Consider the following 14,763-nt stretch of genomic DNA (forward strand, 5'->3'; position numbering starts at 1 on the left):
TTATCAGTTCATAACGTTGAAACAAAAAACAAAGGACGCCAGATGCTCAACATACTTAGCGACTCGCTAGGCAAACTTGGTACACCGACATACCCATTAAAACAGGCTGCAGACAACTTGCAAGTCGTCGGAGAGCTCGCACTCGCCACCCCCACTCCAATCGACATAATCATGAGAAACAAATTTGTTATCGCTGCGACAAGAATGGGGGGAAAAACAGCAATACGCCCAGAGTTCACAACCGAAAAATTTATCGAACAAATAAGATACTTGATGACGTCCGAGTTCGGCACTTTGAAGGGACCATGCCAGAACGCACTGCAAGAACTTCCATCACTTGCCATTCGGGCAAAGCTTGCCGGATACCCGCTGGAAAATTCGAACGTCCAAAAAGCTTTTTTCGGATTCTTGATGTCTTACGTCACGGAAGGGTTTGTCAATCAGGACACGACTGGCACTCAGATGGGAAACTTTCAGGGGAAATGGCATGGCGGTGGATTTTGACTTCGCACCGACCAATGCGGAACAAAATTGATCGGCAGATCAACAGCCATCAATAAAGCTACGAATGTGATTCAAATGAATACGGTTCAAAATGAATCACCTCCTCCCCGATCCACTGGTTCAACTCCATGAACCGCGCCTGCAGCGGCCCGATCTCGTTGCGCGCGAATACTTCGGCTGCCTGAGCCGGCGAGTCGAAGCCACCCATGCTGGTCGGGATGATGCCGATTAATAAACGCGGCATCACTCCACCGCGCTCCCCTTGCGCTCGCGGCTCAAATCAATGCGCCGGAGCCACAGCGTTGATGGCCGCAATCACGCTCGCCGGCTGGTCTTGCTGGATGTAATGCCCGGATTGCGGCACCACGTCGACGCGTGGCGCACCGGTCAGTCGTAGCCAGTCCTGTGCCAGTTCGCGGTCGAGTTGCGCAAAGGCCCCCTGCTCGATCGGACCGTACTCGCTGCGCCTCAGCACCCGGGTCGGTGCTCCGAACGGGGTGTCGGTCAATTGGTTCAGGCAGTCTTCCTGCGCATCGAACTCGCGCCGCTCGGTGCTGCTGAACGTCGTGGCCCGCAACCCCTTGAGCACGCCGGCCAACGCCGGCAGGTCCTGCTGCATGCGCTGCCAGTGCGCCGGATGCGTGGCGTCGACCAGCACCAGCCCTGCCACTTCCTGCGGGTACAACCTGGCGTAGGCATACTGGTACAGCCCGCCCAGCGAATGACCGGCCAGGACATAGGGCGGCGGCAACCGGCTGGCTTGCAGCACCGTGTGCAGCTCCCGGGCAACGGTGCAGGCGTCGCGCGGCGCGGCGCTGGTGGCACTGCTGCCGTAACCCGGGCGGTCATAGCTGAACACCGTGTACTGCGTGCTCAACACCGGCACGATGCGCCGCCACGTTCCACGGTCGTCCCCCAGACCCGATTGCAGCACCACGACAGCCCCGTGCGTGCCGGCAATGGCATAGCTGATTGCAGCCCCTGCGACCTGTTCGGTGCCGGTAGCGGGCAGCGAAGTGCAGGCCGTCAGAGGCAACACCCCCAAGGCGATCGATGCGATGCGGCGAGATAGCGGGTTCACGGTGCGGCTCCAGCAATGGATGCAGATGATTGTTTCAACCATCCTCCCCCCGCCAGATTGAAAACTGGTGACGGTCCTGCCGGATCCAGCACGGAGATGGCCGAATGGGCCGTGAAACCGCCTCTGCCGACCGGAAGCGGTTTAATCGTGCAAGGGGTCGCTACGCGAACTGCGAGTTCAGCCGGGCCGGGCCGGCAAGCTTGCAGCCCGTCGGCACATCGGCACTCGCACGGAGTCACGCTTGCCGACACAGGGCTCGGGAAGAAGGCCAGCCGGGAAAACCGGTCTACTCAGCCGGCACGGCCTTTGGTGCAGCAGAAAACGGCAGCCTCGCTGCGTGGCGTCGCCGCCGTCAGGCCTTGTACCCCGCCGGCCACGGCGGCTATTTCTCCATCACCACATTCCACGGCCCGTCTGCCTGAATGAAGAACACCGCGTCCTCATTGCCCTCGACCTTTGCCGTGTGGGGTACCTTGTTGGTCAGCGCGAAATACGCGCCCGGCCCCAGCCGGTAATCCCTGCCTTCGACGTTCAGCGTGATCGTGCCCGATATCACCGTCACGTAATGGTCCGCATCGTGATGGTGTCTGGGCGTCACCAGGCCGACCGGATACTTCAGGAAGAAGCGGCTCTTGCCTTTCTCCATGCTGCCCGCAACCGGCGCAGCGGCAATACCGTTGCCCATGTCCTTCCACTGAAGGTCCGCCTTCGGCACGACGACCGCCGAGTCTGTCCCCGCTGCCTGCAGCGGGGATCCGGCCATCAGTGCCGTCGCAACAAAAACGACCAGCATGCGCTTGAGTGTCATTCGAGTCTCCTTTCGCCAAGGTTGACTCATCTCCAGATCCGGCGGCGTCAGTCCAGCACCGGTCAATACTTCGGAGCGTAGTCCAGCGAGCGGCGCTTCATCGCACGGATCGACCCGGCAATAGAGAAACGGCCGAAAGACGGCAAGGCAGAGCCCACCGTTGACCGGTGGTCCCCGCACTCTTGCGGCCCTAGGCTCAGCAGGACGTCCATTCAGCTTTCGATGCCGCGGGAGGCACGAACACCCGTTGGGGCATGCCGGCCCGGCGCAGTCAGATCGCGCCGCTGATGGCCACGACACGGCCAACGATCTCGAGTTCGTCGAGGTACTCGGCCGGAATGGTGCGTGGTGCGTATTTGGCTTCGTTGTCCGAATGCAGGATCACCGCCCCGCCCGGCGCCTTGTACAGGCGCTTGACGAAGAATTCGCCCTGCCAGCACAACGCGTAAACCTTGCCGTCCTGAATCAGCCGCTGCGTGTAGTCGATCACCAGACTGTCGCCTTCGTGGATGCGCTCTTCCATGCTGTCGCCTTCGGCGAGAATGGTCGCGGCATTGTTGGCCGTCACCCCCAGCCGCTCCGCCCAGGCACGCCGGAACGCATTGCGCTGCCCCTTCTCGTCGATTTCCCAGACGAGCTTGCCGTTGCCGCAAGACGCCTGAACATCCAGCCGGGGCAGGAACACGTAGCCATCCGGATCCAGTTCGTCCTCGTTGTCCCACACCGTCACCGGCCGTGGCGCCACGACCGGCGCGGAGACCTTGGCCTGCGCGGCCGTCCGGCCGTCGCCGACCAGCCAGAGCGGATCGACGCCCAGCGCATCGGCCAGTTGGGGCAGGAAAGTGGCGCTCTTGTTGCGTCCGGACTCGATATTGCCGATGGCGGACTGCCCCACCCCGGCACGTTTGGCGAGCTCTTTCTGCGACAAACCCAGTTCAGTGCGCCGTTGGCGCACGCGATCAGCAAACGTGTTCATAACACAAATGTAACACCGAAATTAAACACATTGATGTTGACATCATAAACACAATCGTGTTTAATAGCAATCGCTGCGCAAACAGCGCCACCCGCTTCCTCCGCCGGTCGCAACTCCTGGGACCGGCTTCACCAAGGGTTTACCTTGGTTTTTTCTTCCCGTTCGAGCGTCCCGACCCGGTTCCCGCCGCGCAGGCATCCCCGTCAACACGTATCGGACCAATTGAACACATCAGTGTTTGCCAACCAGCACACCGCAAGCGCCACCGGCGGGCGGTTCAAGCAGGAGTCCAACGATGAGTGAATATCAAATGCACCGCGATCCGGTGTTCGACGCCGTTGCCCGCCGCGAAGCCAACGAGCGGCGCCGGCAGGAATGGCTGGCCAAACAGGCCGCCAACGACGCGATCTGGCGCGCCAGCCCGGAATACCGGCAAATGCGTCGGCAAAAGGTGTTGCAGGCCATGCGCAAGATCAGCGCACGCTGATCGTCGTACCGACACCATTCGCTGTAGCAGCGCTGGCGCATTCCCGCGCTGCTCCGCGCACCGCTTTCACCCCGCCACGGAGCCTGAATGGCAAGCAGCCTAGCCAGCGTCATCCAACAATTTGCCGCCGCCGACATGCCGGCGATCAGCGCACACGAACTGCAGATCGATACGAATCACTGGCATCGCTACGGACCGAAAAAGCGCGCGTATTACAAAGTACTGTCGCTGCGCACCCGCTCCGGCAAAACGGTCTATGTCGGCACGTTCGGCCAGGGCAGCGCGCAATACCGGATCGAGCCGGACGGCGACCAGCATCTGAGTGATGACGACATGCAGGACCTGCAGCGCAAGCGCGAAGCGATCGATCGCGCCGATCAGGCCAGGCGCGAGCAAGATGCCGCCGCGGCCGCCAACCGGGCACATATGCAATGGGCACTGGCCGCCCCGTCGGGCTACAGCCCCTATGCCGAACGCAAGCGCATTGCCCCGGAAAGCCACCGCGTCTCGCCGGATGGCGTGCTGCTCGTGCCGCTGTGGCGCTACGACCAGCAGCCGGCGGCGCTGGCCGGATTACAGTCGATCACCCCGTGGGAAAACGAGCACGGCGGCAACAAGCGCTTTACCCGTGCCATGCGCAAACAGGGTGCAGCCTGCCGGCTGGGCGACGCACCCGCACCGGGCATGCCCATCATCCTCGTCGAAGGCTATGCCACCGGTTGCAGCATCCGCATGGCGCTCGAACGCGCGCTACCGGTCTACGTCGGCTTCGACGCCGGCAATCTCATCCACGTCGCACGCGTCCTGCGGGCCGCTTTTCCGGCCAGCCCCATCGTCATTGCCGCCGACGACGATTACCTGCCGACGCGCGACGGCAGCAACAACCGCGAGGGCGAGCATCAGGCACGCCAGGTCGTCGGCAGCGTCGCCCGCTGCAGCCTCGTTCTGCCGAGTTTTTCCGTCGCGCGACGGCAGCAGCGCGACGACGAAACGCTGCCCAAGCTCACCGACTTCAACGACCTGCATGTGGCCGAAGGCCTGAACATCGTCGCGGCCCAGTTGCGCGCCGCATTGGCCCAGGCGACCGAGGCCGAGGCTACGACCGGCGGCGCGCTGACGCTGCCACAGGTACTGGCCCGCTTTGCGCTGATCTTCGGCACCACGCACGTCTGGGACGATGTCGAGCAATGCCTGTTGAAAAAGGCCGCATTCACCGCCCTGGTCGGCACGGCCATCAGCAAGGCCTGGTATGGCGACCCGGCCAAGCGCCAGAAGCGCATGTCGGATCTGCCCAAGGCCACGCGGCCGGGCAACACCGCCACCGCAGATGCCTCGCGCACGCTGCTGGACCGCTACACGCTGCTGTACGGCACCGAAACGGTATGGGACGCGCAGGCGCGGATCATCCTGAGCCTGTCGGCATTGCGCGCGGCGTTCGGCAGCGATGCGGTGCGCTACTGGCAGGAAAATCCGCTTCGGCGGATGGTCGATGCCGACAAGCTGACGTTCGATCCGACCGAGCGCGTCGACCCGGCGACGCACGTCAACCTGTTCGGCGGCATGCCGCTGAAACCGGTGCATGACGAGCAGCTGGCCGATCCGATCGTCGGCCTCGTCATGCACCTGTGCAATCACGATCCGTCGGTCTATCACTGGCTGATGCAGTGGATTGCGCTGCCGCTGCAGCAGCCGGGCACAAAGATGGATACCTCGGTGCTGATGTTCGGCGAGAAACAGGGCACCGGAAAATCGCTGTTCTGGGAAGGTGTGATCAAGGCCATCTACGGCGAATACGGCACCACCATCGGCCAGTACCAGCTCGACAGCCAGTTCACCGGCTGGCAATCGCGCCGGCTGTTCGTGCTGGCCGAGGAAGTCGTCGGCCGCGCCGAGAAGTACAGCCACATCGGCACGATCAAGCATCTGGTTACCGGCCGGACGATGCGCATCAACGAAAAGAACATGCCCGAACGCGAGGAAACCAACCACGCCAACATCGTCTTCCTGTCGAACGAAGTACAGCCGCTGCACCTTGAACTGGACGACCGGCGCTTTCTGGCGATCGAGCCGCGCACGCTGTTGAACGAACGCGATCAGCAAACGATACGCGACGCGTTTGCCGCCGGCGGCATTGCGGCCTTCTACGGCTACCTGCTGCGCTACCCGATCGACCCCGGTTTCGATCGCCGCAGCAAACCCATCGTCACCGCCGCCAAGACCCGGCTGATCGAATACGGACTGCCGCCGTGGCAGGTGTTCTACCGGGCGTGGAAAGCCGGACAGCTCGACGTGCCTTATCAGTCCTGCTGTTCGCAAGACCTGTTCCGCGCCTACCGCCACTGGGCCGCCGACCACGGTGGCGGCGAGAAACTGACCGAAACCAAGTTCTGCAGCCTGATCGCCGCACGCGAAACCAAGCGGGTCGAATGGCTGCGCGACACCGGCGGCCGACGCCGCCAGCGTACCGTCTTCGTCATCGACGACGCCCCGGCCGACACCACCAAGGAGGCGTGGTTCTCGGCGCGATGCCAGCGTTTCGTTGACGCGATGCAGCATTGAAGCGGTTGCCCCTGGTTGAGGGTCTGCCTTCACCTTCCACCCTTCCCGATCCCAGCAACGGCGCGATTTCGCGCCGTTTTTTCATGGTTGCGCCACCTGCCAGCGGCCGCACCGGTCACGACCTGCGCGGCAATCGCACCAGAGCCGGCGAGCTGCAATCCCTGCTGCACCGGCATGAGCCCAACCCTCAACCTTCCAACCAGATCAAGCCAAGACAGCCAGCACAGGGCCCGGGGCGATGACGGATGCCCGCCCCGCCCCAACCAGACCCAAACAACCGGGCACCAGGACAAAAAACCCGGTGCAACAATGGTAAAATAACTAACAAATACAAAGCCTTGCATCGACTTGGCTAGGAGGCTTCCAGGAGTATCAACGGGGGCTTTTTTCATGAACCAAATCATCGATCTCTATCTGCTGGCCTGGGCCGCCTCGGTCCGCGTCGACCATCTGCAACTCAAGCGCGTCAAGGTTGCGCAGAGCCGCTATGGCGAGCTGGCCGGAGGCGCATTCGGCGGCACCGACGAGCACGAAGTCACCGTGCTCGGCAGCCGCTGCCGCGTCACGCCCGACACCGTTTACGTCACCGACGCACGCAGCCAGCGCGAAACGGCGGTCGAGCAAGCCAAACTGAAAGCCGTCTTCGCCGTCATCGGTGCCATGGACACCGAAACGGCCGAACTGCTGCGCGTGCATTACACGATTCCGGCATCGGTCGACGACAAGGCCAGCCGTGCCGGCGTCAGCGGCCGGACCTGGAACCGCTGGGTCCGCGATGCCAAAGTGGCGTTCGGCGCGCAGTTCTGGCTCTTGACGCAAGGCGTACGGCAACGTGGTGTCGGCATGCTGATCGAAAACGACTCGAAAACGCTTGACAGCCTGACAGGGTGACACTATAATTTGTGTAACGCTGTCATTGATGCGTCTACAAACCCCGGTGCGAAAGCCCGGGGTTTTTTGCATTTCCGCTTCCCCGTCGCGTCCTGCGGCATTCCCCATCGCCTCGTTCAGAGGAACCCCCATGCACACCTTGAGCGCAATCCGTCAGGCGCTGGCGTCGCTGCTCGTCAATCAGACCGGTGCCGGTGCCAGTGTCTGGAGCGGCCAGGCCAAGCGCTTTGGCGACGCACCGCTACCGGCCCTGCACATCCGCCTGTCCGGCCGCGATACCCAGGCCGCCAGTGATATTCCGGCGCAGTCTCATCAGGTCAATCTCGCCATCGCCATCGTCTGCCAGGCCGATGGCGACGATCAGGCCGAAGCACTGCTTGAACAGGTCGAGACCATCCTGACGCGGAACCCGACGCTGAACGGCCTGCTGAACCAGCCACTGCAGGCCACGCAACTGCTGGTCAGTGTCGACACCGTAGCCACGCCCGATCTGCTGATCTATACGCAGGCCTACACCGGACGCTGGCAGGAAGAACCGTTTGCCGCCCTGACGGTGACCGAAGCGGCAACCACGCCGGCGTTCGGCCAATTCAAACAGCTGCACGTCGACCTCGACGCACCGCCGTTCGACAGCGCCGCCGAACACGCCCGCTGGCTGGCCGGCGACTACAGCCGCAGTCGGCCCGAAGCGCAGTCCGACCACTTTTACCCCGGAGCCAGTTCATGAAAACCCATCTCCGCCCCGCCCGGCCCGACCTCGTCGTCTGGCTGCCCGACGGCAGCGCCACGCTGCCGCCGGAAGGCAGCACCGTTTACCTCGATGCCTACTGGCACCGGCGTATTACCGACGGCGACGTCCTCATCGTCCCGCCGGACACCTCTTCGACCACCCCTGAACAAAACCCCGCCTGACGCGGGGTTTTTTCTTTCTGGAGCCGCAAATGCCGGAAAACATCAGCTTCAACAGCATCCCGGTGGACATCCGTACCCCGGGCCAATACATCGAAATCGACAACACCAAGGCCGTCCGCGGCCTGCCGAACCAGGACCGCCGGCTGCTGCTGGTCGGTCAGCGCCTCAGCACCGGCAGCGTCATTGCCAACGTGCCGACGCAGATCAACAATCCGGATCAGGCCGCCGGCTATTTCGGTCGCGGCTCGATGCTGCACCGGATGGTGATTGCCGCCAAGGCCGCCAATGACAGCACCGCCATGTGGGCGATCGCCCTTGACGATCTGGTCGCCGGCGTTGCTGCGACCGGCACGCTCACGCTGACCGGTACCGCCACCGGCGCCGGCATTCTGGCGCTGTACATCGCCGGCCAGCGCGTTCAGGTCGGCGTCTCGCTCGGCGACACCGCCGCCGGCGTCGCCACCAAGGTCGTGGCCGCCATCACCGCGCAGACCAACCTGCCGGTGACCGCCTCGGCCGCCGCCGCCGTGGTCACGCTCACGGCACGCCACAAGGGCCTGACCGGCAACGGCATCGATGTCCGCCTGAACTACTACAGCGACGACGTCACCCCGGCCGGCCTGACCGCCGTGATCGCCGCAATGGCCAGCGGCGCCGGCAACCCGGACGTCGCCACTGCGATCGCCGCGATCGGCGACGACCAGTACTACAGCATCGCCGTGCCGTATACCGACTCGGCCAACCTGACCGCGCTCGAAGCCATGCTCGACGCCAAATGGGGTCCGCTGCAACAGCGTACCGGCCACGTCTTCACCGGCATGGTCGCAACGCAGGCGGCACTGACCACCTTCGGTGCCGCCCGCAACAGCGCGCACGTCTCGGTGCTCGGCATCAACGACACGCCGACGCCGGTGTGGGAGTTCGCCGCCGCTTGGGCCGGAGTCTGCGAGTACTACGGTGCGATCGACCCGGCCCGCCCGCTGCAGACGCTGCCGGTGCCGCAACTGCTGTCGCCGCCGCTGAAGACCCGCTTCACCCGCGCCGAACGCGACCTGCTGCTGCGCTCGGGCATCAGCACGCTGATCTACGGCAGCGATGGCGCGCCGATGATCGAACGCGTCGTCACCACCTACCAGAAGAACCCGTTCGGCGTCGGCGACATCAGCCTGCTGGATCTCGAATCCAAGTGGACCGTCGACTACATCCGCTATGCGGTCCGTGCCCGCATCGCGCTGCGCTTCCCGCGCCACAAGCTCGCCAACGACGGCAGCAACTACGCGCCGGGTCAGGCCATCGTCACGCCGAGCATCCTGCGCGCCGAGCTGCTGACGCTGTTCCGCGAGCTGGAAGAAGCCGGTCTGGTCGAGAACTTCGACCAGTTCAAGTCCGATCTGCTGGTGGTGCGCAGCAACGGCGATCCGAACCGCGTCAACGCGGTCATCCCGCCGGACATCGTCAACCAGTTCCGCGTCTTTGCTGCCGCAGTCCAGTACCTGCTCTGATCCAACCCCGGCCCGCCTTCGCGCGGGCCTTTGCTTAACTCCGGAGAACCCATATGTCTGGAAACACCCAATTTGCCGGCCGCGTTTTCGTCAGCCTCAACGGCGCGCGCCTGCGCTCCAAATCGGGCGCCAAGCTCAACGTCGGCGGCGTCGAACGCACCGCGGTCGAAACCGACCAGGGCACGCTCGGCTACACCGAAAAAACCAAGACCCCGACCGTCGAATGCACGGTGATCATGGCCCGCGACACCGATCTCGTCGCCCTCGGCAACACCGTCGATTCGACCCTGGTGTTCGAGACCGACATCGGCGTGGCCTACGTGCTCAAGGACGCCTTCGTGACCGAACCGCCGGAATTCACCGGTGGCGAAGGCGAAGTCAGCCTCAAGTTCGCCGGCACCCGTTGCGAGCGGGTTTAAGCCATGAGCGCCGCGTTCCCGATCGTCATCACCCTGAATCGTCCGGTCCGTTTCGGCGACGACGACATCACCGAACTCAAGCTGCGCGAGCCGCTGGCCGGTGACTTCCGCGCGCTGACCGAACCATTTGACTTGTTCACCTGCTCGTTCAACCTCGCAGCCGAGCTGGCCGGCGTACCGGCGTCGGTGATCGACCGGCTCGGTCTGGACGACACCCAGGCCGTGATCGAAGCGGTGAACCCTTTTTTGTTCTGGTTCCGCTGAACTGGCAGGAGATGGCCGGCGACCTCGTCGTCGCCGGCGGCATCGCCCCGTCGGAGGTCTGGTCCATGCGCTGGAGCGAATTTGGCTTCTGGCATGGCCAGGTCCTCCGGCTCAAGGGCGCCACCGCGCCGTAATGCCACGGGGGCCCTTTCTAAGGATCAACACGTGGCATTCATACGCAAAAACGACGAAGCGCTTAACAGCGATCCTCCCTAGCCGATCTACGCCCAATCCCGTCAGGCGACTTCGCCTACCGAGATGAACCCAAAGCAGTTCTACCTGCTCCCCAGCCTCGCTTTTGTGGGGCTTTTTTAGGACTCTCCATGGCCCGAATTTCCATCACAGAGGCAGGCGGCGCGAATGTGCTGGCGTTTCTGGACATGCTCGCCGCCAGCGAAGGCACAGCCAGCACCGGCGATGATGGCTACAACGTCATCGTCGGCAGCACGCCCAGCTCGCCCAAGCTGTTCGACAATTACGCAGATCACCCGCGCGTGCTTGTCAATTTACCGAAACTCAAGATCAAATCGAGCGCCGCCGGGCGCTATCAGATTCTCGGACGCTATTACTCTGCCTACAGTAAACAGCTTCGGCTGAGCAATTTCAGTCCGCTCAGCCAAGACCGGATTGCGCTGCAGCTAATTCGTGAATGCAAGGCACTCGACGACATCAAGCAAGGCAATATCGAGCGGGCGATCCACAAATGCCGTTCACGCTGGGCTTCACTGCCCGGCGCCGGTTACGGCCAGCACGAGAACAAGCTGAAGCCCCTGCTGGATGCCTATCACGCTGCGGGCGGAACCTCGGTATCGGCTCCCATGCGCAATAAGGAATCCCCTGACGATAGCGGACTCGTCGCCGGCGCCGCCAAAGGCAGTATCGGCAGGTCTGGAAAGCAATCCATCAGAGCCGTGCAACAACCTGTCACGAAAAACAATCCGTCCAAGCTGAGCGAGCTATTCGGCAACGATGCCGCCCCAAAGCGGATCGCACCGCTGAACGGTGTTACTTCGCGCAAGCTGCCTCCGAAAACCAAAGCGACAGGAGCTTCCGCGAACGGACTTGCTGTCCAGCAGAAAGGCGGCACGCTCAGTACCAAGGCAGAGCAAGAAAAACAACCGCAGATCAACACCGAAGCAAGTGCTCAATACGGCTGGGCTGACGCATTTCAGGACGCTATCGATACGGCAATCAAGGATGCCAACAAGGTAGGCATCGACAGTACCGGACTGCTTGGGATCGACGCGACGCCAACAATCGGTTTAGCTCCCTGGAACTTCAAAAAGAACAAGTCAGCCGCTGGCTCCGGAGGCCTTCCGTCATTGTCCGGTAGCTCAAACAGCGGCATCAGGGGAGGAGGCGCCAACTCGCTTGGCCGCAACGCGCGTCGCTCGCTCGGCACCCGCGCCAAAGCGCTTGTTCAAAAAGGCAAACAATTAGCGCAGGACGGATTTCAAGGCAGCAAGAACTGGTTAGGTCAAAAAGGCTCCGAGGTAAAGAGCGTTGCCACACGCGGCAGACAAATGCTCCACAGCGGCATGCGGCTTGGCAAAGGCTTGCTGGGGACTGTCCCCCAAGCACTTAGATCCATGCCCAACCTGGCCTTGAACGACCGCTATGCGCCATCTGATTTGAACTTGCGCGCGCTACCCACAATGGGAAACGACGCCATCGGCGACAGCACTGCCCGCGTTCTCGCCTTCTTCGGCAACCATGGTACGCGCGAAGCCCCGCACTTGGGCAACGATCAGGCACCGAAGTTGTCTGCGACTGGATCAACCCAAGGCCAAGGCACGCCTCAAGCCAACGCTACCTTACCCTCCGGTTCCCAAACCCCTCAAAAAATCACCGGCCAAATCGATGTCAAGGTCAGCCTGCCCCAAGGCGCCACAGGGACGGTCGTCGTCAACCAGCCTGTGAACCAAGGCGTGCAGGTGAAGGGTGCTGTTGGGTATTACATGCCGACGTTGTCACAAGGAGGCTTTTAATGGCTTGGCGAAAACAACTTCAGAAAGCCCAGTTTCGCGACGTGTTCTTTCACGTCAGCAGCAGCACCGCCGAGGTGGGCCGGCGCGTTCAGCTGACCGAATATCCGCTGCGCGACACGCCATACGCCGAGGATTTGGGTCGCAAGGCGCGGACGTTCTCACTCTCTGCCTTCGTCATCGGCCCAGATTACATGGCCAAGCGAGACGCGCTGATCAAGGCGTTCGAGACGCCCGGCCCCGGCACACTGCAACTGCCCCATGCAGGCACGATCCAAGTCGTGGTCACCAAGGTTTCGGTCGAGGAATCGAGCGACCAAGGCGGCATGGCGCGGTTCAGCCTCGAGTTCGCCGAATTCGGTGCCAATGACTGGCCGAGCAGCAAGGTCGATACCGATGCCACGCTCAATAACACCTGCGATCAGGTGCTGGCGAGTGCGAGCATGGACTTCACCCTGCGCTGGAACACGCTCAGCCTGTCGATCCAGGCTTCGTTCCAGTCAGCCGCCTTGGATGACCTGACCGCACTGGCCAAATCAGGCTTGGCCTTCATCGATATGGTCACCGGCGAGGTACGCGACGCCAAAGCCCAACTGGACCGGATTCTCAATCCGATCCAGGCCTTGGTCCGGCTACCGGGCGAGCTGTTCGCCCGCCTGAACGAATCGGTGACACGGATCGAGGATCAGGTGAAGCGGACCCTCGACCCTCGCCAGATCGCCGCCAGCCTGGCCCCGCTGATCTACCAATTCGCCCCCAACCTGCCTTTTGTGTTCCCAACGCTGATCATCATCACGCCGCAGCCCGGGCCGACGCCGACGCCCGGTACGCAACCGCTGCCGCCCGGTGTTGTGCCGGTGCCGGCGCCGACGCAGGCCAACCGGCCGGTGATCCGGCCGACCACGCCCGCGAACATCGCGCTGATCAACAGCGCCAAGGCGCAGGACATCGCGATCAGGACCATCGCCACCGTGCAGCTGGCGCGCAGTATCGTCACCGTGCCGCTGATCGCCAGCGCCGACCTGATCGCGCTGCGCGACGACGCGCTGGCGGCGATCGACACCCTGCTCGAACCGGCGTCGGACCAGGGCTATCGCGACCTGCTGGCACTCAAGCGCGCCACGATGGCCGCGACGGCGCAGCGGCTGACGCAGGCGGTACCGATCGTGACGATCACGCCGCGCAGCCGTACGCCGGCGCTGGTGCTAGCCTGGCGCCAGACCGGCGCCATCGCTGCCGAGACCGATCTGGTCCGCCGCAACGGCGTGCGTCATCCCGGCTTCGTGCCGGCCAACCGGCCGATTCAGCTGCCCAAGGAGTAAGCCATGTCCACACTGGAATTGCTGGTCGACGGCAAGATCTACGCCGGCTGGACCGAGCTGGCGGTCGAAGCAGGGCTGGAGCAATTGTCGGGCAGCTTCACGCTGCAACTGACCGAGCGCTGGCCCGATTCCGGCGAACCCCGGCCAATCAACGCCGGCCAGCCCTGCGTGGTGAAAGTCGACGACTTGCCGGTCGTCACCGGCTTCATCGACAGCGTGTCGGTGTCGTTCAACGCGACGTCACGCACGCTGTCGGTGTCCGGCCGCGATGTCACCGCCGATCTGATCGATTGCAGCGCCATCCATGGCGCCGGTCAGTGGAAGAAGGCCAGCCTGGCTCGGATCGCCCGCGATCTGTGCAAGCCCTACGACATCAAGGTCGACGTCGACGCGAGCGCGACAGCGCTGGCCGATCAGCCCTTCGACAGCTGGAACATCGAGGAAGGCGAATCGTGCTTCGACTGTCTGGAGCGCGCGGCGCGGCTGCGCACGGTGATGCTGACAACACTCGGCGACGGCAAACTGATGATCACCCGCCCCGGCGCCGAGCAGACCGGGCTCGCACTGGTCGAAGGCGACAACATCGTCAGCGCCAGCGGCAACTTCAGCTGGAACGACCGCTTCAGCGAATACCGGGTCAAGGGCCAGAGCCGCCGCAGTCATGCCGGTGTCGGCATCAGCAAGGATGCCGAGATCGGTGGCGATGAACGCCACCGGCTGAAGATCGTGCTGGCCGAAGACCAGGCCGACGGCCCGACCGCGCAGCAGCGCGCCGACTGGGAGCGCACCATCCGCGCCGCCCGCTCGAACCGCGCGACGATCACCGTCTGCGGCTGGCGCCAGGCACCGGACCAGCCGCTGTGGCGCCCCAACCTGCGCGTCCGGCTCACCTCCTCACTGCTGCGTGCCGACGAGGAAAAGCTGATCACCAAGGTCAACTACACGCTGAGCGCCGAGGGCGAGCGCTGCCAGCTCGAGCTGGCCGACCCGCGCAGCTTCGACCAGCTGGCCGGCAAATCGGCCGGCAAGTCCAAAACCAAATCCAAGGGGTAA

General features: G+C 63.3%; 17 protein-coding genes. 13 read left to right on the forward strand and 4 right to left on the reverse strand.

The window, feature by feature from the left end:
* Positions 1-42: 42 nt before the first annotated feature.
* Positions 43-504: a hypothetical protein gene (locus JMJ54_RS03995; RefSeq protein WP_203536635.1), complete on the forward strand. Its 462-nt coding sequence runs from the start codon at positions 43-45 to the stop codon at positions 502-504.
* Positions 505-562: 58 nt separating this feature from the next.
* On the opposite strand, the gene JMJ54_RS04000 is transcribed toward JMJ54_RS03995, so the two are convergent.
* The 4 genes from JMJ54_RS04000 to JMJ54_RS04015 form a co-directional block, all read right to left on the reverse strand.
* Positions 563-751 carry a hypothetical protein gene (locus tag JMJ54_RS04000; protein WP_203536636.1) on the reverse strand — a complete coding sequence of 63 codons (189 nt, stop codon included), beginning with the start codon at positions 749-751 and terminating at the stop codon, positions 563-565.
* A gap of 33 nt (positions 752-784) precedes the next feature.
* Positions 785-1,585, reverse strand: coding sequence for an alpha/beta fold hydrolase (locus JMJ54_RS04005; RefSeq protein WP_203536637.1), 801 nt, complete (start codon positions 1,583-1,585; stop codon positions 785-787).
* A gap of 382 nt (positions 1,586-1,967) precedes the next feature.
* A complete protein-coding gene (locus tag JMJ54_RS04010; protein WP_203536638.1) occupies positions 1,968-2,393 on the reverse strand; it encodes a cupin domain-containing protein in 426 nt (141 codons plus the stop codon).
* Positions 2,394-2,664: 271 nt separating this feature from the next.
* Complete coding sequence (locus tag JMJ54_RS04015) at positions 2,665-3,369, reverse strand: XRE family transcriptional regulator (RefSeq protein WP_203536639.1); 705 nt, start codon at positions 3,367-3,369, stop codon at positions 2,665-2,667.
* A 295-nt stretch (positions 3,370-3,664) separates the two neighbouring features.
* Here JMJ54_RS04015 and JMJ54_RS04020 point away from each other — a divergent pair, with 295 nt between their 5' ends.
* The 12 genes from JMJ54_RS04020 to JMJ54_RS04070 all read left to right on the forward strand — a co-directional run bounded on the left by JMJ54_RS04020 (position 3,665) and on the right by JMJ54_RS04070 (position 14,763).
* A complete protein-coding gene (locus JMJ54_RS04020; protein ID WP_203536640.1) occupies positions 3,665-3,856 on the forward strand; it encodes a hypothetical protein in 192 nt (63 codons plus the stop codon).
* A gap of 87 nt (positions 3,857-3,943) precedes the next feature.
* Positions 3,944-6,415, forward strand: a complete 2,472-nt coding sequence (locus tag JMJ54_RS04025) for a DUF5906 domain-containing protein (protein ID WP_203536641.1) — start codon at positions 3,944-3,946, stop codon at positions 6,413-6,415.
* A 390-nt stretch (positions 6,416-6,805) separates the two neighbouring features.
* Entirely contained in the window at positions 6,806-7,306 is a 501-nt protein-coding gene (locus JMJ54_RS04030; protein WP_203536642.1) for a hypothetical protein, read from the forward strand.
* A gap of 130 nt (positions 7,307-7,436) precedes the next feature.
* A complete protein-coding gene (locus JMJ54_RS04035; protein WP_203536643.1) occupies positions 7,437-8,033 on the forward strand; it encodes a hypothetical protein in 597 nt (198 codons plus the stop codon).
* On the forward strand, positions 8,030-8,218 hold the full coding sequence (locus JMJ54_RS04040; RefSeq protein WP_203536644.1) for a DUF2635 domain-containing protein: 189 nt from the start codon (positions 8,030-8,032) through the stop codon (positions 8,216-8,218). The genes JMJ54_RS04035 and JMJ54_RS04040 overlap by 4 nt, the downstream gene beginning before the upstream one ends.
* Before the next feature lie 29 nt (positions 8,219-8,247).
* Entirely contained in the window at positions 8,248-9,720 is a 1,473-nt protein-coding gene (locus JMJ54_RS04045) for a phage tail sheath subtilisin-like domain-containing protein (RefSeq protein ID WP_203536645.1), read from the forward strand.
* A 53-nt stretch (positions 9,721-9,773) separates the two neighbouring features.
* Positions 9,774-10,139 carry a phage tail tube protein gene (locus tag JMJ54_RS04050; RefSeq protein ID WP_203536646.1) on the forward strand — a complete coding sequence of 122 codons (366 nt, stop codon included), beginning with the start codon at positions 9,774-9,776 and terminating at the stop codon, positions 10,137-10,139.
* Between the two features lie 3 nt (positions 10,140-10,142).
* Entirely contained in the window at positions 10,143-10,403 is a 261-nt protein-coding gene (locus JMJ54_RS04055) for a phage tail assembly protein (protein WP_203536647.1), read from the forward strand.
* Between the two features lie 11 nt (positions 10,404-10,414).
* Positions 10,415-10,537, forward strand: coding sequence for a hypothetical protein (locus tag JMJ54_RS19360; protein ID WP_275411034.1), 123 nt, complete (start codon positions 10,415-10,417; stop codon positions 10,535-10,537).
* A gap of 189 nt (positions 10,538-10,726) precedes the next feature.
* Positions 10,727-12,391 carry a glycoside hydrolase family 24 protein gene (locus JMJ54_RS04060; protein WP_203536648.1) on the forward strand — a complete coding sequence of 555 codons (1,665 nt, stop codon included), beginning with the start codon at positions 10,727-10,729 and terminating at the stop codon, positions 12,389-12,391.
* On the forward strand, positions 12,391-13,710 hold the full coding sequence (locus tag JMJ54_RS04065; RefSeq protein ID WP_203536649.1) for a DNA circularization protein: 1,320 nt from the start codon (positions 12,391-12,393) through the stop codon (positions 13,708-13,710). The genes JMJ54_RS04060 and JMJ54_RS04065 overlap by 1 nt, the downstream gene beginning before the upstream one ends.
* Before the next feature lie 3 nt (positions 13,711-13,713).
* Positions 13,714-14,763, forward strand: coding sequence for a phage baseplate assembly protein (locus tag JMJ54_RS04070; RefSeq protein WP_203536650.1), 1,050 nt, complete (start codon positions 13,714-13,716; stop codon positions 14,761-14,763).

This window comes from Jeongeupia naejangsanensis (assembly GCF_016865585.1).
GTDB classification, from domain to species: domain Bacteria; phylum Pseudomonadota; class Gammaproteobacteria; order Burkholderiales; family Chitinibacteraceae; genus Jeongeupia; species Jeongeupia naejangsanensis.

Excerpts from the sequence above, each read along its gene's own strand:
- JMJ54_RS04055 (WP_203536647.1), top strand. The coding sequence starts at position 10,143 with ATGAGCGCCGCGTTCCCGATCGTCATCACCCTGAATCGTCCGGTCCGT.
- JMJ54_RS04065 (WP_203536649.1), top strand. The coding sequence starts at position 12,391 with ATGGCTTGGCGAAAACAACTTCAGAAAGCCCAGTTTCGCGACGTGTTC.
- JMJ54_RS04045 (WP_203536645.1), top strand. The coding sequence starts at position 8,248 with ATGCCGGAAAACATCAGCTTCAACAGCATCCCGGTGGACATCCGTACC.
- JMJ54_RS19360 (WP_275411034.1), top strand. The coding sequence starts at position 10,415 with ATGGCCGGCGACCTCGTCGTCGCCGGCGGCATCGCCCCGTCGGAGGTC.
- JMJ54_RS04015 (WP_203536639.1), bottom strand. The coding sequence starts at position 3,369 with ATGAACACGTTTGCTGATCGCGTGCGCCAACGGCGCACTGAACTGGGT.
- JMJ54_RS04020 (WP_203536640.1), top strand. The coding sequence starts at position 3,665 with ATGAGTGAATATCAAATGCACCGCGATCCGGTGTTCGACGCCGTTGCC.
- JMJ54_RS04010 (WP_203536638.1), bottom strand. The coding sequence starts at position 2,393 with ATGACACTCAAGCGCATGCTGGTCGTTTTTGTTGCGACGGCACTGATG.
- JMJ54_RS04035 (WP_203536643.1), top strand. The coding sequence starts at position 7,437 with ATGCACACCTTGAGCGCAATCCGTCAGGCGCTGGCGTCGCTGCTCGTC.
- JMJ54_RS04050 (WP_203536646.1), top strand. The coding sequence starts at position 9,774 with ATGTCTGGAAACACCCAATTTGCCGGCCGCGTTTTCGTCAGCCTCAAC.
- JMJ54_RS04040 (WP_203536644.1), top strand. The coding sequence starts at position 8,030 with ATGAAAACCCATCTCCGCCCCGCCCGGCCCGACCTCGTCGTCTGGCTG.
- JMJ54_RS03995 (WP_203536635.1), top strand. The coding sequence starts at position 43 with ATGCTCAACATACTTAGCGACTCGCTAGGCAAACTTGGTACACCGACA.
- JMJ54_RS04025 (WP_203536641.1), top strand. The coding sequence starts at position 3,944 with ATGGCAAGCAGCCTAGCCAGCGTCATCCAACAATTTGCCGCCGCCGAC.
- JMJ54_RS04070 (WP_203536650.1), top strand. The coding sequence starts at position 13,714 with ATGTCCACACTGGAATTGCTGGTCGACGGCAAGATCTACGCCGGCTGG.
- JMJ54_RS04060 (WP_203536648.1), top strand. The coding sequence starts at position 10,727 with ATGGCCCGAATTTCCATCACAGAGGCAGGCGGCGCGAATGTGCTGGCG.
- JMJ54_RS04030 (WP_203536642.1), top strand. The coding sequence starts at position 6,806 with ATGAACCAAATCATCGATCTCTATCTGCTGGCCTGGGCCGCCTCGGTC.